The sequence below is a fragment of the Rhizobium sp. SG570 genome, assembly GCF_012275345.1.
GTDB lineage: Bacteria > Pseudomonadota > Alphaproteobacteria > Rhizobiales > Rhizobiaceae > Rhizobium > Rhizobium lusitanum.
Genome location: NZ_JAAZQI010000001.1, coordinates 399,797 through 416,224 on the forward strand (window position 1 = coordinate 399,797; position 16,428 = coordinate 416,224).

At 61.2% G+C, this 16,428-nt stretch carries 15 protein-coding genes; 5 read left to right on the forward strand and 10 right to left on the reverse strand.

Annotated elements, in window-relative coordinates; translation table 11 throughout:
* The 8 genes from FHT28_RS01935 to FHT28_RS01970 all read right to left on the reverse strand — a co-directional run bounded on the left by FHT28_RS01935 (window position 1) and on the right by FHT28_RS01970 (window position 7,184).
* Window positions 1-675 (reverse strand): amino acid ABC transporter permease, encoded by a 675-nt coding sequence (locus FHT28_RS01935; protein ID WP_037195322.1) that lies wholly within the window; start codon window positions 673-675, stop codon window positions 1-3.
* A 95-nt stretch (window positions 676-770) separates the two neighbouring features.
* A complete protein-coding gene (locus FHT28_RS01940; RefSeq protein ID WP_037195320.1) occupies window positions 771-1,568 on the reverse strand; it encodes an ABC transporter substrate-binding protein in 798 nt (265 codons plus the stop codon).
* Window positions 1,569-1,649: 81 nt separating this feature from the next.
* Complete coding sequence (locus FHT28_RS01945) at window positions 1,650-2,858, reverse strand: pyridoxal phosphate-dependent aminotransferase (protein ID WP_168595449.1); 1,209 nt, start codon at window positions 2,856-2,858, stop codon at window positions 1,650-1,652.
* Window positions 2,836-3,051 carry a hypothetical protein gene (locus tag FHT28_RS01950; protein ID WP_168595450.1) on the reverse strand — a complete coding sequence of 72 codons (216 nt, stop codon included), beginning with the start codon at window positions 3,049-3,051 and terminating at the stop codon, window positions 2,836-2,838. The genes FHT28_RS01945 and FHT28_RS01950 overlap by 23 nt, the downstream gene beginning before the upstream one ends.
* Entirely contained in the window at window positions 3,048-3,830 is a 783-nt protein-coding gene (locus FHT28_RS01955) for an aldolase/citrate lyase family protein (RefSeq protein ID WP_168595451.1), read from the reverse strand. The genes FHT28_RS01950 and FHT28_RS01955 overlap by 4 nt, the downstream gene beginning before the upstream one ends.
* A 180-nt stretch (window positions 3,831-4,010) precedes the next feature.
* Window positions 4,011-5,291 (reverse strand): cysteine desulfurase-like protein, encoded by a 1,281-nt coding sequence (locus tag FHT28_RS01960; protein ID WP_168595452.1) that lies wholly within the window; start codon window positions 5,289-5,291, stop codon window positions 4,011-4,013.
* 124 nt (window positions 5,292-5,415) lie between these two features.
* Window positions 5,416-6,144: a GntR family transcriptional regulator gene (locus FHT28_RS01965; RefSeq protein ID WP_047562914.1), complete on the reverse strand. Its 729-nt coding sequence runs from the start codon at window positions 6,142-6,144 to the stop codon at window positions 5,416-5,418.
* 80 nt (window positions 6,145-6,224) lie between these two features.
* A complete protein-coding gene (locus tag FHT28_RS01970) occupies window positions 6,225-7,184 on the reverse strand; it encodes a DMT family transporter (protein ID WP_168595453.1) in 960 nt (319 codons plus the stop codon).
* Between the two features lie 140 nt (window positions 7,185-7,324).
* On the opposite strand from FHT28_RS01970, the gene FHT28_RS01975 reads away from it, so the two are divergent.
* Window positions 7,325-8,086 carry a helix-turn-helix transcriptional regulator gene (locus FHT28_RS01975; protein ID WP_168595454.1) on the forward strand — a complete coding sequence of 254 codons (762 nt, stop codon included), beginning with the start codon at window positions 7,325-7,327 and terminating at the stop codon, window positions 8,084-8,086.
* Window positions 8,087-8,089: 3 nt separating this feature from the next.
* Here the strand turns inward: FHT28_RS01975 and FHT28_RS01980 are convergent, their stop codons facing one another.
* Window positions 8,090-8,956, reverse strand: a complete 867-nt coding sequence (locus FHT28_RS01980) for a sigma-70 family RNA polymerase sigma factor (protein ID WP_168595455.1) — start codon at window positions 8,954-8,956, stop codon at window positions 8,090-8,092.
* A 133-nt stretch (window positions 8,957-9,089) separates the two neighbouring features.
* On the opposite strand from FHT28_RS01980, the gene FHT28_RS01985 reads away from it, so the two are divergent.
* On the forward strand, window positions 9,090-9,548 hold the full coding sequence (locus tag FHT28_RS01985) for a carboxymuconolactone decarboxylase family protein (protein WP_047638754.1): 459 nt from the start codon (window positions 9,090-9,092) through the stop codon (window positions 9,546-9,548).
* A gap of 143 nt (window positions 9,549-9,691) precedes the next feature.
* Here FHT28_RS01985 and FHT28_RS01990 read toward each other — a convergent pair whose 3' ends face one another.
* Window positions 9,692-10,603, reverse strand: coding sequence for a LysR family transcriptional regulator (locus FHT28_RS01990; protein ID WP_037195308.1), 912 nt, complete (start codon window positions 10,601-10,603; stop codon window positions 9,692-9,694).
* Between the two features lie 232 nt (window positions 10,604-10,835).
* Here FHT28_RS01990 and FHT28_RS01995 point away from each other — a divergent pair, with 232 nt between their 5' ends.
* From FHT28_RS01995 to FHT28_RS02005, 3 genes are all read left to right on the forward strand, one after another.
* A complete protein-coding gene (locus tag FHT28_RS01995) occupies window positions 10,836-11,648 on the forward strand; it encodes an alpha/beta hydrolase (protein ID WP_037195306.1) in 813 nt (270 codons plus the stop codon).
* Window positions 11,649-11,820: 172 nt separating this feature from the next.
* Window positions 11,821-13,008 (forward strand): efflux RND transporter periplasmic adaptor subunit, encoded by a 1,188-nt coding sequence (locus tag FHT28_RS02000; RefSeq protein ID WP_037195304.1) that lies wholly within the window; start codon window positions 11,821-11,823, stop codon window positions 13,006-13,008.
* Window positions 13,009-13,140: 132 nt separating this feature from the next.
* Window positions 13,141-16,338, forward strand: a complete 3,198-nt coding sequence (locus FHT28_RS02005; protein ID WP_037195302.1) for an efflux RND transporter permease subunit — start codon at window positions 13,141-13,143, stop codon at window positions 16,336-16,338.
* Window positions 16,339-16,428: the final 90 nt, after the last annotated feature.

Genomic DNA, 16,428 nt, shown 5'->3' on the forward strand with positions numbered 1-16,428 from the left:
CTATCGGGCCCGCTCGCTTTTGAACCTCTTTTCGAGCACGCTGACGAGACGCACCATCGGCCAGAGCAGGATGATGTAGATCAGTGCGGCCATGATTAGCGGCGAGGGATTGGCGTAGAAGCCCTGAGCGTTCTGCCCCTCTTTCAGAAGTTCCGGCAGCGCGACGGTCGAGGCAAGCGACGTGTCCTTGAACATGGAGACGCAGTTGCTGGTCGTCGGCGGAATGACGATCCGCACCGCCTGCGGCAGCACGACCTTGTAGAGCGTGATCAGGAACGGGATGCCGAGGGCGGCGGCGGCTTCGAACTGGCCGCGCGGCACGCTTTCGATGCCTGAGCGGAAGACCTCAGCCGAGTAGGCAGCCAGCACGATGGAAAAGCCGAGGATCGCCGACCACCAGGCCGAAAAGCTGATGCCGACGAAGGGCAGCGCGTAATAGATCAAGATCAGCACGACCAGCATCGGCATGGCGCGCATGATGTCGATGTAGGCAATCATCAGCATTTGGAGCGGCTTCGGCGCATAGAGGCGGATCAGGCTGACGATGAGGCCGGCGGAGACGCCGATGACGATGCTGACCACGCCAAGCGCGATGGTCATCCAAAGCCCGCGCAGCAGTTGAGGGAAAGCCGAGATCATGACGTCGGAATTGAAGAAGGTATCGACGAAAGACATTGGCACTCCCGTGTACGAGACGAAGATAGGATTTCCTTACATTTACGCCGGCCGCAATGGCCGGCGTAAGCGCTATTTCGTAGATGATCTTTTGATCACGCCTTGGGGATAGGCAGTTCGGTGACGGTGGAGGAGCCGGCGGGCGCCTTGCTGCCGAACCACTTTTCGTGGATCTTTTCCAGCGTGCCGTCCTTCTTCATCGCGGTGATGGCGTCGTTGATCTTGGCGACGAGCGGGGAGTCCTTGGTCATCATCAGGCCGTATTGTTCGCCGGTCTTGATGCGATCCTTGATGGCAAAGCCCTTCGTCTTGACGAAGAGATACTGCATGCCTGGGATATCGCTGACGACGGCGTCAATGCGGCCGGCACCGAGATCGAGGAACATGTCCTGCTGGGAGTTGTAGCCCTTGACGTCGGCGAAGCCCTGGGCGGCTTTGTTGTCGTTGACCCATTTTTCGCCCGTCGAGCCCGACAGCACGCCGACGGCCTTGCCCTTGAGATCGGCAAGGTTTTTGATCGCGCTGCTTTCCTTGGCGGCGACGCCCATGTCGGAATCGTAATAGGGCTGCGTAAAGGATTGCGACTTCAGGCGTTCCGGCGTGATTGTTATGGACGAGATCGCCACGTCGATGCGCTTGGAGCTCGTTGCCGCGAACAGGGCCTGGAAGCCGTAGTCGGCAATATTGGTCGTCATGCCGGCGCGCTTGGCCGCTTCGGTGACGATGTCGACCTCGAAGCCCTCGAAACCGCCCTCGGCGGTCTTGTATTCGAATGGCGGATTGTTCGGATAGGAGCCGACATTCAGCACATCGGCGGCATAGGCGAAGTGGCTTCCGCCGGCGAGGCCAACGGCGGTCGCAAGGACCAGCAGACTGCGACGAGTAATATGCATTTTCTTAGTCTCCCTCTGGTTATGGCTGCGGGCATTCCTCTTACCCGCGGGTATTCCCGCCCGCCCGCCTGGGCGGCCGTGTCATGTCATCGCATCGACCATGCGGTCGAGGGCGATACGCATCTGTTCTGTTTCGCGGAAGGTGCACATGCGCAGGAAGGCGCGGGACGATTCACCGAAATGGTATCCGGGCGCCAGGCCGACGCGCGCCGTCTCCAGAATGCGCTCGCAAAGTACGGTCGCATCGGCTTCTCCCTGCAGCGCGAAGAAGGCATACATGCCGCCACGCGGCTTTTCCGGCAGGATCATGCCCGGTATCTGCGGCAATTTCTCGTAGGCAAGGTCGAGGCCGGCCTTGATCCTGCCGCGGATCTCGGCAACCAGCGGCTCGCCTTCGCGCAGTGCCGCCGCTGCTCCCGCCTGGACCATGGCCGATGTGCCGCTGTTGATATATTGCATCATCGCACCGAGCTGGTCGGCAATCGCCGACGGATGCGTCAGCCAGCCGACGCGCCAGCCGGTCATCGCCCATGCCTTCGAAAAGCTGTTGATGGCAATCACACGATCGCCGTCTTCGGCGATCTGCAGGATCGAGGGCGCGATTTCGCCCTCGAAATAGAGGCGGGCATAGACCTCGTCGGAGATGATCCAGATGCCGGTACGACGGCTGAAATCGAGCAGGGCCTGCATCTCCTCGCGGGATGCCGTCCAGCCGGTCGGATTGGAGGGGGTCGACAGGAAGATCGCTCGGGTGCGGGCATCGCAGCGCGCAAAGAGCTTGTCGAGGTCGAGGCGCCAATCGGTGTCGAAATCGAGCGATACAGACCGGGGCTCACCACCGATCAAATGGATGGCGTTATGAATGTTTGGCCATTGCGGCGCCACGTAGACGACATTGGTGCCGACATCGACGAGCAGTTCCAGCGCCATGTAGAGCGCCTGCATGCCGCCGGGAGCGACCGTGGTGCGTTCGATGGGAATGGGGCGTCCATGCCAGTGGGTCTGATATTCGGACAGCGCCTCGTTCAGCGTCTGGAGGCCGCGCATGTTCGGAACGTAGAAGGTCGCACCATCGTCCAGCGCCTTCTTTGCGGCGTCGCGGATGAAGGGCGGCGTCACGATGTCGCCTTCGCCGAACCAGAGCGGGATGACGCCGCCGAGTTCGCGGGCGCGCTTGGCGAGCACGGCAATATTGTCGGTGCGCATGTCGCGGATCTGAGCGCGGATGCCTTCGAGGGCATCGCGGCCGCCGATCGTGTTCGGCAGGTTATGCTGCGGCAGAAGAGACAAGGAACTTCCCCTCGGAATTCAGTGTCGAAGGGACGATGCGATTGCAGAGGCCTGCGCTCGGATTGCCCTTCATTTTCGAATGGTTATCCAAAAACGAGTGCATTTCAAGGATAAAGTTTAAGCTTAAAAAGTCTGCCCCTTCATCCGGCTCATCTATGGGTGGCGCATATTTTAAAGCTCTGGAATCGTTCATTTTTCCGCGACTCCCAAACTACTCTTGTGCTTCTTTGCTTCGATGACGCCGGCGGCCAGGCCGGCGCCGAGATACATCGTGTCGCTGGCCAGCAGGAAGAAGCTTATCCCTGCCGCCGACCACGTGCCGACGTCGTCCGCTGTCGGGCGGAAAATGCCGACCGCGCGGCCGGCGGACAGGGCTGTTTTCACAATGGTCCGGATGGCCGCGTCGAGCTTGTCCTTGCCTGCCGGACCCATCGCATCGATCGAGACCGAGAGATCGCCGGGGCCGATGAAAATGAGATCGACGCCGTCGACTGCGGCAATATCGGTGATATTCGCCAGCCCTTCGGCCGTCTCGACCTGAATGGCCAGTACCAGCTCGGCATTGGCCTTGGCGAGATAATCCGGGATGCGATAGCCGTATGCGGCCGCACGGCCCGGACCGACGCCGCGCGCACCGAGCGGCGGATAGCGCATGGCCCGAACGGCAGACCGAGCTTGCTCCGCCGTCGAAATCCGCGGCACCAGAACGCCGGCTGCTCCTGCATCCAGCACGGCGGCGATGTCTTCCGCCGCGTGGCCGGGCACACGGACCATGGCGGGAACGCGATGGACGTCGGCGGCGCGGATCAGATCCTCGATGCGCTCGCGGCTGATTTGCGAATGTTCCCAGTCGATGCAGAGGAAATCGACGCCGGAAGCGGCGATGACTTCGATGGCGACCGGATGCGGGATGGCAGCAAACGTGCCGATCAGCAGCTCGCGCTCGATACAGTTCCGGCGGAAATCGCTCATCCTTTTCCTCACATTTCAGCGGTCATCTCAATGAGGGATAGACCGAAAAAACCTAGCTGCGAAGCGGCAATCTGCTCTCAACTCAGGCAGCGTTCCGTGCCGTTGCCGGTTGGGGTCGACGGCACGGAGGCATTGCGGCGGCGGAGTTGTTCGGGCGCCGCCACCGCTCATGGGCGGGGCTTATCTGCGTCGCGCCATGATCTCAGTCAGGACGGAGTCGAAGCGGGCGATCTCTTCAATCTTGTTATAATGCACCAACGACACGCGGATGGCGCCTGTTTCCATGGAAAGACCGAGGCGTTTCATCAGACGTGGTGCGAACATATGGCCGTCGCGCAGGCCGATGCCGGCTTCGCCCATCTCTGTGGCGAATTCCTGCGGGGTGATGCCAGGCATGTTGAAGCAGATTGTGGGAACGCGCTGCTCGAGGCGAGCCTCATCCGAAATGCCGTATATGACGGCGCCGTGGCGCTTCAGGACCGCTATCATCTCCCGTGAGAGCATCAGCTCATACTGGCGGATCGCGCCCATGGCCGCAGCCAGGGCTTCCCGACGGCTATGGTCGCCGGTCGGCAGGAAACGCCGGCCGAGGCCTTCCAGATATTTGACCGCGGCGTTCATGCCGGCAACATTCTCGTAGGTGAAGGTGCCGACCTCGATCTTATAGGGCGGCACGTCAGGAATGAAGTCTTCCTTGAAGGTGGGAAGCTTGACCAGCGCGTCGTAGCGGCCCCAGAGGAAGCCCATGTGCGGCGAGAAGTTCTTGTAGCCGGAGCAGACGAGATAATCGCAGCCCCAGGCCTGAACATCGATCAGGCCATGCGGACCGTAGTGAACGCAATCGAGAAAGGTCTCGGCGCCGGCCGCATGCGCCAGTTTGCAGACGGCGGCGACATCGACGATCGTGCCGATGGAATGCGCTGTCACGGTGCAGGCAACGAGGCGGGTCTTATCGTTCAGGAGCGGCTTCAGATCCTCGGGATGCAGCGTGCCGTCCTCACGCATGCGCCACCATACGATCTTGGCGCCGTCTGCTTCCAGAGCGAGCCAAGTGGCGATGTTGGCATCGTGATCCATGTCGGTGATGACGATCTCGTTGCGCTCGCCGAGAAGCTTGGCGATGCCGAGGCTCACCAGGCGGATGAAGGAGGTGGCGTTCTGGCCGAAGGAGATTTCTTCCGGTCTGTAAGCATTGACCAGCATGGCGACGCTTTCGCGTGCTTCATCGAGATTGCGGTCGACGCCCTGGCTGTGCCGGTATTTCGCCATGCGCTGGACGTTGAAATCGATCAGATGGTTGGCGACCGCATCGACCACCGTCTGGGGAACTTGCGACCCGCCTGCATTATCGAGAAAGACGAAGTCGCCGGCCTTCTGGATAGCCGGAAACAGGGCGCGGATCTCATCGACCGGAAAGCTGTTATGACCGGCAAATTGCGACGTGGAAGGGGCGGAACTCATGGGGATCTCGCTCTGAACGATGGGATTGAAATCTGTATTTTGATCATTTGATCACAAAATACTTTAAGGTTCAACCAAATTTCGCCTGACGCCGGCCGCAAGTTAATTGTTGCCGGCTCGTGCGTTAACGTCGGGATGCCAAGCCGGATCCCTTGCTTCGTGGCTCGTCCTGCGTGACCGGGCAATAATCGCGCAGAATTTCGTGTGTGCGGCGGATGTCGGCGACGACTCCGTCGCGGGCAGCGGCAAAATCGCCGGCCTTCAGGGCCTCGACAATCGGAACATGCTGGCCGGCGGGATCAAGCTCCCCGCTGCGCATCAGGGGCTCGACCGAGGCGGATAGCATGCGCATATAGGGGCCGAACCGCAGCCATAATGTTTCGATGAGCTGCAGCAGCACTTCCGAGCCGGAGGCGCGATAGATTGTGAAATGGAACTGCTGGTTCTTCGCCATCAGGTCGTAGACATTGCTGCCAAGGCCGATTGCGTGTTGATCGACGGCGATGCGCTCGAGCGCGGCGATGTCGGTCGGGGTGAGATTGGGTATGCCGAGCTCAGCGGCCAGCCCTTCCACGGCGATGCGGGCGCGGCAGAGATCATCCAGTCGGGCAAGTGTGACCATCGGAATGCGGGCCGAGCCGTTGGCGGCGACTTCGAGCGCATTTTCGGCGGCCAGCCTGCGCAGGGCTTCGCGGACCGGCATGTTGCTTGTGCCGAACGTTTCGGCGAGCGAGGCGATGGTGAGCGTCTGGCCGGGATCGAAATTACCGGCCATCAGCGCGTTTCTGAGCTGCTGGTAGACGCCCTCCTGGATCGTCGTTCTGGAGGACACCGGTTCCAGGGCTATGCGCACGCTCGTTTCCTTTTCGCTTGGGGACTCGTTCATGGTAGAACGAAGGACAGGCGAATGGAAAGAGTTTCGCGGAGAAGTGCTCAGGCTTCCTCCGCTTCCCAGTCTGCTTCATCGGCTGCGGGTGCCGCTTGATTGCTCGCCGTCGGCGACTTTCGCAGACCAAGGCCGACGCCGATCAGGGCGAGCGCGCCGCCGATGGCATGATAGGAATGCAACTGCTCTCCGAGAAGCGCCCAGGCAAGTGCCGCGACCACGATCGGCAGAAGATTGATCAGCAGCGAGGTGCGGCTGGCGCCGAATTTCTGGATGCCGATCATCCAGCAGAGCGGGGCGACAAGCGACGTCGGGATCGCCGCATAGAGGATCAGCGGCAGATTGGCCGTCGTGACCGGCGAGATGTCACCCATCAGGAAAACCGGGATCAGCAGCAGCGTCGAAAAGCCGATCTGCCAGAAAAGCTGCTGCCAGATCGGGATCGGCATTGCCCAGCGTTTCAACATCACGCCATAGAGCGCGTTCGACAGCACGGCGATGATCATCAAGCCGTCGCCGATATGGAAGCCGCCATTTATCAATCTTGTCGGGTCGCCCTGAGACGTCAGATAGATTAGCCCAATCAGCGAGATGGCGCCGCCTGCGAGGCTGGAAGCGCTCAGTCTTTCTCCGGCGAGCAGACTAGCGAAAAACGTCGACAGCAATGGCATCAAGGCGAGCATGACGCCCATGTTGACGGCCGAGGTGGTCTTGGCCGCCTCATAGGCAAGGCTCTGGTAGATCACCATGCCGAGGGCTCCGAGGATGGCGAGCTTCAACAAATGCTCGCGTACTAGCGCGCGGTTGCGCCATGCCGCTCGGCCGACAAAGGGCAGGAGCACGACGAAGGCGAGCAGCCAGCGATAGAAGGAGATGGAGCCGGGCGAAATCAGGCCGGCGGATGCCTTGGTGACGACGGTATTGCCGGACCAGATCAGCACGGTCAGCAGCGGCGCAAGTCCGGCCACGCTGACGACGGATGCGGATGAGTGCGGCTGGGTGCTCATGGAATGGTCTCCCGACGTCATTCTGGCTTCTGTACTAAACGAGGCATGGCGGACATCGTTCACCACTGGGATATCCTTCTACTCTTTGTCCGAATTTTGGTATATAACGAGATTAGGACAATCGGTAGCGAAATGAGGACATGCCGGACAGGCTTCCACGCATTGAGGGCGATCCGCCGCGCCCCGTTTCCTTTCGGACGGAGAACTATAGAGCGGGCACGGTTTTTCCGAGGAAAAGCCAGCCGTGGGGTGAGCTCAACTATGCGCTGGTCGGCGTTTGTGAGTTCGATATTCAGGGCGTGCCCTATCTGTCGCCGCCGCATTACGCCATCTGGCTGCCGCCGGATACGATGCATGGGGCGCATAACCGGCATGACCTGCGCTATGTGACCGTCTATGTCGAGCCCGCCCTCTGCGCCGATCTGCCGGGCGAACCTTCGACGTTGAGCATCAGCCCGCTGCTGAAGGCGATCCTGGCGGATTTCGCAGCACGGGATATCACTGTGCCTGAAACGTCCGAGGACTTGCGGCTCGCACAGGTTCTGGTCGACCAGATTCGCCTGGCGCCACGCTGCGAAAGCTATCTGCCGCTTTCCGACGACCCATTGCTCGGCCCGGTGCTCAGCGCGTTGCAGGCCGATCCGGGAGATCGGCGCTCCCTGGCGGAATGGGCGCGCAGAATGGGGACGACCGAGCGTACGCTGTCGCGCCGATGCCAGGATGATCTCGGCCTTTCCTTCAACGAATGGCGCCAGCGGTTGAAGCTGGTCGCAGCCCTGGCGCTGATCGAAGCCGGCGAGCCGGTGCACCGGATTGCATCGCAGCTGGGCTACAGCAACGCCTCCGCCTTCATCGCCATGTTTCGCCGGTTGACGGGCACGAGCCCGACACAGATGCGATAGGTTTCATGGCTCGATCAATACGATATCGAGCCTGCGCAGCTGTTGCGGATCGGCCATCGCATCGATGGTCGTAACCATGCCGTCTTCGTTGACGGTGAAGTGGAGGGCGATACGCAACTGCCCCCCGATAACCACGATGGCGCCGACTGCGCCATCGATGACGGCGAGCCGGGCTGCCTGCGCGCGGCCGTTGAAGGTTTTGGCGACATCGACACGCCCGCGGATTTCCCCGACTGATCCCATACGCGCCGCGACGGCATCCGGGCGGAAGACTGCCTCTGGATCGAGAACGGCGAGCAGCGCGTGCATGTCGCCTCCGCGCGAGGCGGCGAAGAAAGCGTCTACGACATGCCGCTGGCGGGCGAGGTCGGCTTCCATCGCGACGGGCGTTTCCTGCACGCGATGGCGGGCGCGGCTCGCAAGCTGGCGCGTCGCAACCGTGGTCCGCCCGACGATCGGGGCGATGTCATCAAAAGACACGTCGAACATGTCATGCAGAACGAAGGCAAGTCGCTCTGCCGGGTTGAGCTTCTCCAGAACGACCAATAAAGCAAGGCCGACGGAATCGGCCAGCAGCGCATCCTGCTCGGCCTCGTGGGTCACTGCCGGCTCGGGGATGAGGACCGTCAACGGCTCCTCGCGACGCGATTTACGGGCGCGCAGCAAATCGAGACAGATGCGTGCGGTGACCGTCGTCAGCCAGCCGCCGAGGTTTTCGATTTCGGACCTATCGGCCTTGAGTAGACGGAGCCATGCTTCCTGCACGGCATCTTCCGCCTCCGTCCGCGAGCCGAGCATGCGGTAGGCGACGGCGCGCAGATGCGGCCGGTTCGCCTCGAATTTTTCAGCCTGCCAGTTTTTTCCGTCCATCTGTCACATTCCCTCATCGTGTTCCGTCAAACCCATGACGAATGCAGTCCGGCCGGTGTGACACAAGATCGACAGGAAAATTCATCGTCAAGATCGAGGCCATCGTGGCGCCCGAACAATCAGAGGACAAAACATGCAAGCTCGTATGCAGAACCCCGCCGTCATCCTGCCGGAAACACTGCAGGCCCTTTTGGCCGTCAGCGCTTCCATTAAGGATCGCGGCCTTTCTGAAAACACAATCGACCTCGTGCATCTGCGCATCAGCCAAATCAACGGCTGCAGCGTCTGCACCGACATGGGCTTTCGCAAGCTGCAGAAAGCGGGCGAAACGATGGAGCGCATCGTCGGGGTCTCCGCCTGGCGAGAAATGCCCTATTTCTCGGACGCCGAGCGTGCGGCCCTTGCGCTCGGCGAGGCAGTCACCCGGCTTGCCGACCGGCCGGATGCCGTCAGCGACGAGGTCTGGAACGAGGCTGCCCGACACTATGACGAGAAGGCGCTGTCCGCCCTGATCGTTGCGATCGCGATCGACAATGTCTGGAACCGGTTGAACGCAACGGTTCGCCAGCAGGCGGGAGCCTCCTGGAACTGAGCGGTCGGGAGAACCTGGCCTTCTCCCCTCAGATAGGCAGAGCAATCGTATATGAGGTGAGGTCGTTGCCGCACAACTCTTCTCCCCGAGGGGAGAAGGAGCTTACGGTTGCCTGCTCAAATAGGGGAAGGCAGTTTGCTATCTCAGGCTTCTCCCACCCGCGAGGTGATCAGCAATTTCGCCAGCCAATCGACGAAAACGCGCACCTTGTTGCTCAGGTGCCGGTTGGGCGGATAGACGATGTGCATGGGCAGCGCGGGCCGGGTCCAGCCGGTGAAGATGGGCACCAGATCACCCTTGGCAAGCGCCTCGCGGGCCATGAAGCTGGGAACCTGTGCGATGCCTAGCCCGGTCAGTGCCGCTTGGATGTAGCTGCGGCTGTCATTCACCGAAAGGATGTAGCGCGGGGTGATTTCCAGCGACTCGTTGCCGTGTTCGAAGATGAAAGGGATAGTACGGCCCGTTTGCGCGCGGAAATAGCTGACCGCATAGTGAGCCGTCTCCAGCTCTTCCGGGCGCTCCGGGATGCCGTGCTTTTCAATATAAAGCGGCGCGGCGCAGGTAACGAAGTGGATCTCGCCGACGCGGCGGGCGATCAGCGACTGGTCGCTCGGCATGCCGGCGCGCAAGGCGCAGTCGACATTCTCGGCCAGATAGTCCACCAGTCGGTCACCGACACCGAGGTCGATATGAATATCGGGATAGCGCTGGTGGAAATCACAGAGCGCCGGCATCACGATCCTCTCGGCGAAGGCGCCGGCCATTTCGACGCGCAGGCGGCCGCTCGGCAGGCTCTGCGAATTGCTGATGCTGCCGTCCAGTTCCTCGATTTCCGAGAGGATTTGAATGGCGCGCTCGTAATAAAGCGCGCCGTCGGTCGTCACCATGACGCGCCGGGTCGTCCGGTTCAGAAGCTTGGCGTGCAGATGCGCCTCAAGCGACTGGATGAGTGTCGTCACCGTCGCTTTCGGCATGGAGAGGGCCGCGGCGGCGCGGGTAAAATTACCCGTTTCCACCACACGCGCGAATGCCCGCATTGCTGACAACTGGTCCATTCCATGATGCCCCTCGACCACAACGAAAAGGGGTCGATTGTTTGTGATTGTGAATAGTCTGATCGAATATAGGCTACTTATTCTCGGAACGGAATAACAATATGTTGTCTGTGTAATTGTTGCAATGCGGCATGGGGGCGCTAAAGACCGCATTATCGGGAACATGGTCACAGGGCATGATAAAAGCCTCTGAAAGTGATCATATTCACTCGAGCAGATAGGATTTGGGTCGATGAGTGCGCCGTGGAAAGATGTTGTGCTGGAAAACGTGCCTACGGGGCCGGTGGCAGCTCGGATCTATAACGGCGAAGGTTTGAAGAAGGCGGCACCTCTCGTGCTCTATTTGCACGGCGGCGCTTTTCTGGACACCAATCACGCAATCGACCGGCCGGTGGCCGTAAGCCTCGCGGAAGCCGGCGCGATCGTGGTTGCCGCGGACTATACCAGCGGCAATCAGAATGCTTTTCCGCAGGTGCTCGAATGCGCCTACGGGATTCTGGCCTATCTCGGCAACAAGCGAAACATGCTTGCGCTGGGTGGAGCGAAAAAATCACTGCTGTTTGTCGCCGGAGAGGAATCGGGTGGCAATGTAGCAGCAGGTGTCGCTTTAAAGGCACGCGATCAGATGCCGGGTTCATTGGATGGACAGGTGTTGATATCGCCTTTGCTCGACCCCTTCATGGGATCGAAATCTTTCCTCCAGGCGGAGGAAAGCGGCATGCGCGAGCGCTGGACGGAGGGTTGGAACCGATACCTGGGTTTCCTGGGCGGTGTCTGCCACCCCTATGCGGCGCCTCGATACTGTTCGCGGCTTTCGGGCCTCGCGCCGGCATTGGTGCTCACGGCCGAGGACGACCCGCTCCGCGACGAGAGCATGGAATACGGCAGCCGGCTGAAAGCGGCCGGCGTCCGTGTTCGCCAGCAAGTCCTTCCCGCCGGGACAGGCTGGCCCACCCTCTACGGCGGGCAGTCGAAGGACAGGCCCTCGTGGCAGCAAGATGTTTGCTGTTGTTTCAAGGGCTTTGTCGAAGAAGTGCAGGCTTGATCGACTACAGCATCCCGATCGCGAGGGAAATCGCGGAATTGGACGGGATGTTGGAGGCAGAAAGCCGGAGTGATCTTCGCGCGGATGCGCAGTGCTTCGGACCCCAGACTGTATTGAGATATTAGGAATTTTCGGTCCCGTTTCCCAAGGCGGTGCCAAAGGAGAGAATAACATGAAGTCCAACGGTAAGCGCTGGGCCCTGTGGGGCGCCGGCATGGGTGTCGCTGCGGCTGTTGCAGGCGCAGCTTTCTATCTTGAGCTGCCACGCGGCGCTCAAGCAACCGAGGCGGCTGGCCCGGCGGCAATGCCGCCCGTCCCCGTCACCGTTGCTGCGGTAGAGCCGCGTGACATCACCTCATGGCAGGAGTTTTCGGGGCGGCTCGAAGCCATTGACCGGGTTGAAGTCCGGCCGCGTGTGGCCGGCGCAATTCAGTCGGTGCAATTCCGCGAAGGTGCCCTGGTCAAGCAGGGCGACCTGCTGGTGACGATCGATCCGGCAACCTACCAGGCGGCCGTCGCCCAGGCTCAGGCCCAGGTCGGAGCGGCAAAGGCCAGGCTTAACCTGACCAAGGTCGAAGTCGACCGTGGTCAGAAGCTCTTCGAGAACAAGACGATCTCGCAGAGCGACATGGATACGCGCGCCAGCAATTACGCCGAAGCGGATGCCAATGTGAAGGCGGCGCAAGCAACCTTGCAGACGGCGCAATTGAACCTCGACTACACGCAGGTTCGCGCTCCGATTTCCGGCCGCGTCGGCAAGATTGCGGTTACCGTCGGCAATCTGGTTGCTGCCGGTTCGTCCTCGCCGGCGCTGACGACGCTTGTTTCGGTCGATCCGGTCTACGCGAGCTTCAATGCAAGCGAACAGACGGTCACCCAAGCGCTGGCCGAACTTCCGGTCACCAATGGCGCGGCGCCCCCGGTCGAGCAGATCCCCGTGCAGATCGGTACAGCGAACGACAACGGCACGCCGGTCAACGGCAAGCTGCAGCTGATCGACAATGAAGTCGATACTGCAAGCGGCACCATCGCCGTTCGCGCCGTCTTCGACAATCCGGGCGGCCGTCTTATCCCGGGCCAGTTCGTGCGGGTGCGCATGGGCCAGCCAAAGGCCGAGAGCAAGCTCCTCATCAGCGAGCGCGCGATCGGCACGGACCAGGACAAGAAGTTCGTCTTCGTTGTTGGGGCCGATAACAAGGTTGAGTATCGGCCGATCAGTCTCGGCGATACCTCCGATGGCATGCGCATCGTCAATTCCGGCCTGAATGCCGGCGACCGGGTCATTATCAACGGCCTGCAGCGGGTTCGCCCCGGTGCCGTGGTCGATCCGAAGCCGGAAGAGAAGGTCGCCGCGAAGTAATCTGCGCGGCCGGAAGGCGAAATCTTCCGGCCGCTATTCCAATGTTTCGATTTTCAATGCTCGTGGCGCCTCGGTGGGCCGCGGGCACGGGCCTCGTGTCCTCTTGATTCACCCCCTGGAGAGGGTTCTGCCATGAACATCTCAAGATTTTTCGTCGACCGTCCGGTGTTTGCCGGGGTGCTATCGGTCCTCATCCTGGTCGCCGGCCTGATCGGCATGCGGCTGCTGCCGATCTCCGAATATCCGGAGGTCGTGCCGCCCTCGATCGTCGTCACGGCGCAGTATCCGGGCGCCAATCCGAAAGTCATTGCCGAAACAGTGGCGACGCCGCTGGAAGAGCAGATCAACGGCGTCGACGGCATGCTCTACATGAACAGCCAGGCGACCTCTGATGGTCTGTTGACGTTGACGGTCACCTTCAAGCTCGGCACTGATCCGGACAAGGCGCAGCAGCTGGTGCAGAACCGTGTCTCGCAGGCAGAACCGCGATTGCCGCAGAACGTCCGCGACCTCGGCATCACCACGGTGAAGAGCTCGCCTGACCTGATGATGGTGGTCAACCTCATCTCGCCTGACAATCGCTACGACATCACCTATCTGCGCAACTATGCGACGCTGAACATCAAGGATCGCCTGGCCCGCATCGAGGGCGTCGGCCAGGTTCAGGTGTTCGGTTCGGGCGATTACTCGATGCGCGTCTGGGTCGATCCGCAGAAGGCCGCCGAGCGCGGTCTTGCCGCCAGCGATATCGCAAACGCCGTCCGTCAACAGAACGTCCAGGCCGCCGCCGGTATCATCGGTGCGTCCCCCAGCGTTCCCGGTCTCGACGTCCAGCTTTCCGTCAACGCCCAGGGCCGTCTGACCACGCCGGAAGAGTTCGGCAACATCATCGTCAAGAGTGGCGCAAACGGTCAGATCACGCGTCTGCGCGATGTCGCCCGCGTCGAACTCGGCGCGTCGGACTATTCGCTGCGCTCGCTGCTCGACGGCAAGCCGGCGGTCGCCGTTCCCGTCTTCCAGGCCCCGGGATCGAACGCGATCACCATCTCGGACAATGTCATCAAGACCATGAACGAGCTGCAGACGGCGATGCCCGATGGCGTCAAGTATGAGATCGTCTACGATACCACTCAGTTCGTGCGTGCCTCGATCGACAAGGTCGTCCATACCCTGCTCGAAGCCATCGCGCTGGTCGTCGTCGTCGTCATTCTGTTCCTGCAGACCTGGCGTGCCTCGATCATTCCGCTGATCGCCGTTCCTGTCTCGATCATCGGTACTTTCGCGGTGATGTATGTCTTCGGCTTCTCGATCAACGCGCTCAGCCTCTTCGGCCTGGTGCTGGCGATCGGTATCGTCGTGGACGACGCCATCGTGGTCGTGGAGAACGTCGAGCGCAATATCGAGAACGGCCTCAGTCCGCGTGACGCAACCTATCGCGCCATGAAGGAAGTCTCGGGTCCGATCATCGCGATCGCTCTCGTGCTGGTCGCCGTCTTCGTACCGCTTGCGTTCATCTCCGGTCTGTCGGGCCAGTTCTATCGTCAGTTCGCCTTGACGATCGCCATCTCGACGGTGATTTCCGCGTTCAACTCGCTGACCTTGTCTCCGGCTCTGGCGGCTCTTCTCCTGAAGGACCACCACGCGCCGAAGGACATGCTGACGCGGGTGATGGACGTGACATTCGGCTGGTTCTTCCGCGGCTTCAACAGGGTGTTCAACCGTGGTTCGAATGCCTACGGCAAGGGCGTCGGCGGCATCCTGTCGCTGAAGAGCCTGGTCATGGTCATCTATATCGCTCTGATCGGCGCAACCTACTTCCTGTTCCAGACCGTTCCGGGCGGCTTCGTGCCGCAGCAGGACAAGCAGTATCTGATCGGCTTCGCGCAATTGCCTGATGGCGCGACCCTCGACCGGACGGATGACGTCATCCACCGCATGAGCGACATCGCCATGCAGCAGCCGGGCGTCGAGCATGCCATCGCCTTCCCGGGCCTGTCGATCAACGGCTTCACCAACTCGTCCAACGCCGGCATCGTCTTCGTGACCCTGAAGGCGTTCGAGGAGCGCACGACGCCGAATCTGTCGGGCGGTGCCATCGCCATGCAGTTGAACCAGAAGTTCGCCGGCATCCAGGACGCCTTTATCGCCATGTTCCCGCCGCCGCCCGTTCAGGGTCTCGGCACGACGGGCGGCTTCAAGATGCAGATCGAGGATCGCGCCGGCCTCGGCTACCTGGCGCTTGACCAGGCCAACAAGGCATTCCTCGCCAAAGCCTATCAGGCGCCGGAGCTTACCGGCCTGTTCTCGAGCTACCAGATCAACGTGCCGCAGCTTTATGCGGACCTTGATCGCGCCAAGGCCGAGCAGCTCGGCGTCTCGGTGACGGATGTCTTCGATACGCTGCAGATCTACCTGGGTTCGCTCTATGTCAACGACTTCAACGCCTTTGGTCGTACCTACAGTGTGCGTGTGCAGGCAGACGCCCAGTTCCGTGCTCATGCAAGCGACATCGGCCAGTTGAAAGTCCGTTCGGCATCGGGTCAGATGATCCCGCTGTCGGCGCTCTTGAAGGTCGAGGCCAGCACCGGTCCCGAGCGGACGACGCGTTACAACGGCTTCCTCGCCGCCGATATCAACGGCGGTCCGGCTCCGGGCTTCTCGTCCGGTCAGGCACAGGCGGCCGTGGAGCGTATCGCCAACGAAACCCTGCCCAAGGGCATCAGTTTCGAATGGACGGATCTGACCTACCAGCAGATCCTGGCCGGCAGCTCGGGTATCATCATCTTCCCTCTAGCCCTGCTGCTCGTCTACCTCGTGCTGGCTGCCCAGTATGAGAGCGTCACGCTGCCGCTTGCGATCGTCATGATCGTGCCGATGGGCGTGCTGGCTGCCTTGACGGGCGTCTGGTTGACGGGTGGCGACAACAACATCTTCACGCAGATCGGCTTGATGGTGTTGGTGGGCCTCTCGGCGAAGAATGCGATCCTGATCGTGGAATTCGCCCGCGAGCTGGAGTTGGAAGGCCGCAAGCCGGTACAGGCCGCTATCGAGGCCAGCCGCCTGCGTCTGCGCCCGATCCTGATGACCTCCATGGCCTTTATCATGGGCGTCGTCCCGCTCGTTACCTCCACCGGTGCCGGTGCCGAGATGCGTGCGGCCATGGGCGTGGCGGTGTTCGCCGGCATGATCGGCGTGACCTTCTTCGGCATCTTCATGACGCCGGTATTCTACGTGCTGATCCGCAATCTGACGGGCAACCGTCCGCTGAAGCAGCACCATCACAACGACAACGACCATTCGGCCGAGGTGCTTCCGATCGCCGCCGAATAGAGTGGTACTCCGGTGCCGGATACGTTCACGGGCGGGACCGCAAGGTCCCGCCCTTTTTGTTTTTGTGCGGCCACTTTTTCACTCCTGCCG